Annotated in this window: 1 rRNA gene; it reads left to right on the top strand. The window is 49.7% G+C overall.

Annotated elements, in window-relative coordinates:
• The first annotated feature begins 75 nt into the window (after positions 1-75).
• Positions 76-2962, top strand: a 23S ribosomal RNA gene (locus tag CWB85_RS14905).
• Positions 2963-3024 lie beyond the last annotated feature (62 nt).

The following is a 3024-nucleotide window of genomic DNA, read 5'->3' as shown; positions in this document are numbered from 1 at the left end:
GATAGAGTTTAGTATTCAATATTAACTTCTGGCGAAGTTAAACTGTCACGAAACAAAGACCCGTTTGGGTTGTATGGTTAAGTGACTAAGCGTACACGGTGGATGCCTTGGCAGTTGGAGGCGATGAAGGACGTATTAACTTGCGATAAGCTTAGTCGAGCTAGTAAAAAGCACTTGAGACTAAGATTTCCGAATGGGGAAACCCACCTGCTTGCAGGTATCGTTAACTGAATACATAGGTTAACGAGGCGAACGCGGAGAACTGAAACATCTAAGTACCCGTAGGAAAAGAAATCAACCGAGATTCCGGAAGTAGCGGCGAGCGAAACCGGAACAGCCCTTAAGCTTATAATGTGTTAATGGAAGGCTCTGGAAAGTGCCACGATACAGGGTGATAGTCCCGTACATGAAAATGCATTTTAAGTGAAATCGAGTAGGTCGGAGCACGTGAAACTTTGACTGAATATAGGTGGACCATCATCTAAGGCTAAATACTCCCAACTGACCGATAGTGAACCAGTACCGTGAGGGAAAGGCGAAAAGAACCCCTGTGAGGGGAGTGAAATAGAACCTGAAACCGTGTACGTACAAGCAGTAGGAGCAGACTTGTTCTGTGACTGCGTACCTTTTGTATAATGGGTCAGCGACTTATATTTTGTAGCGAGGTTAACCGATTAGGGTAGCCGTAGGGAAACCGAGTCTTAACTGGGCGAATAGTTGCAAGGTATAGACCCGAAACCCGGTGATCTAGCCATGGGCAGGTTGAAGGTTGAGTAACATCAACTGGAGGACCGAACCCACTAACGTTGAAAAGTTAGGGGATGACCTGTGGCTAGGAGTGAAAGGCTAATCAAACCGGGAGATAGCTGGTTCTCCCCGAAATCTATTTAGGTAGAGCCTCGGACGAATACTTACGGGGGTAGAGCACTGTTAAGGCTAGGGGGTCATCCCGACTTACCAACCCTTTGCAAACTCCGAATACCGTAAAGTACTATCCGGGAGACACACGGCGGGTGCTAACGTCCGTCGTGAAGAGGGAAACAACCCAGACCGCCAGCTAAGGTCCCAAAGTCATAGTTAAGTGGGAAACGATGTGGAAAGGCCCAGACAGCCAGGAGGTTGGCTTAGAAGCAGCCATCCTTTAAAGAAAGCGTAATAGCTCACTGGTCGAGTCGGTCTGCGCGGAAGATGTAACGGGGCTAAACTATGCACCGAAGCTGCGGATTCAAAATTTATTTTGAGTGGTAGGGGAGCGTTCTGTAAGCCGTTGAAGGTGTCCCGGGAGGGATGCTGGAGGTATCAGAAGTGCGAATGCTGACATGAGTAACGATAATGCGGGTGAAAAACCCGCACGCCGGAAGACCAAGGGTTCCTATCCCATGTTAATCAGGGTAGGGTAAGTCGACCCCTAAGGCGAGGCCGAAAGGCGTAGTCGATGGGAAACGGGTTAATATTCCCGTACTTGGTATAATTGCGATGGGGGGACGGAGCAGGCTAAGCAAGCATGGCGTTGGTAGTCCATGTGAAAGTGAGTAGGTTGGTGACTTAGGAAAATCCGGGTTGCTAAGACTGAGACACGAGACGAGTCACTAAGGTGGTGAAGTTGCTGATGCCATACTTCCAGGAAAAGCCTCTAAGCTTCAGATTATACCGAATCGTACCCCAAACCGACACAGGTGGTCAGGTAGAGAATACTAAGGCGCTTGAGAGAACTCGGGTGAAGGAACTAGGCAAAATCGTACCGTAACTTCGGGAGAAGGTACGCTCCTATCTGTGATGAGATTTACTCTCTAAGCGGACGGGAGCCGCAGTGACCAGGTGGCTGGGACTGTTTATTAAAAACACAGCACTGTGCAAAATCGCAAGATGACGTATACGGTGTGACACCTGCCCGGTGCCGGAAGGTTAATTGATGGGGTTAGTTTTCGGACGAAGCTCTTGATCGAAGCCCCGGTAAACGGCGGCCGTAACTATAACGGTCCTAAGGTAGCGAAATTCCTTGTCGGGTAAGTTCCGACCTGCACGAATGGTGTAACCATGGCCACGCTGTCTCCACCCGAGACTCAGTGAAATTGAAATCGCAGTGAAGATGCTGTGTACCCGCGGCTAGACGGAAAGACCCCGTGAACCTTTACTACAGCTTGGCACTGAACATTGAACCTACATGTGTAGGATAGGTGGGAGACTTTGAAGATGAGACGCTAGTCTTGTTGGAGTCGTCCTTGAAATACCACCCTTGTAGTTTTGATGTTCTAACGTTGGCCCCTGAATCGGGGTTACGGACAGTGCCTGGTGGGTAGTTTGACTGGGGCGGTCTCCTCCCAAAGAGTAACGGAGGAGCACGAAGGTTGGCTAAGTACGGTCGGACATCGTACGGTTAGTGTAATGGTAGAAGCCAGCTTAACTGCGAGACAGACACGTCGAGCAGGTACGAAAGTAGGTCATAGTGATCCGGTGGTTCTGAATGGAAGGGCCATCGCTCAACGGATAAAAGGTACTCCGGGGATAACAGGCTGATACCGCCCAAGAGTTCATATCGACGGCGGTGTTTGGCACCTCGATGTCGGCTCATCACATCCTGGGGCTGAAGTCGGTCCCAAGGGTATGGCTGTTCGCCATTTAAAGTGGTACGCGAGCTGGGTTTAGAACGTCGTGAGACAGTTCGGTCCCTATCTGCCGTGGGCGTTTGAGAATTGAGAGGGGTTGCTCCTAGTACGAGAGGACCGGAGTGAACGAACCGCTGGTGTTCGGGTTGTCATGCCAATGGCATTGCCCGGTAGCTACGTTCGGAACTGATAAGCGCTGAAAGCATCTAAGCGCGAAGCAGGCCTCGAGATGAGTTCTCACTAGACTTTTAAAGTCTCTGAAGGGCCGTTGAAGACTACAACGTTGATAGGCAAGATGTGGAAGCATGGTCACATGTTAAGCTAACTAGTACTAATAAGCCGTGAGGCTTAACCATACAACTCCAAACTCGTTTTATCATATACCTCCAAGTAACTGACTAAAGCCGCACAAGTGCGT

This window comes from Pseudoalteromonas sp. S1727, assembly GCF_005886375.1.
GTDB lineage: Bacteria > Pseudomonadota > Gammaproteobacteria > Enterobacterales > Alteromonadaceae > Pseudoalteromonas > Pseudoalteromonas haloplanktis.
The sequence above is the reverse complement of the archived record's forward strand: the minus strand, read 5'-3'. Positions and strand labels throughout refer to the sequence as shown.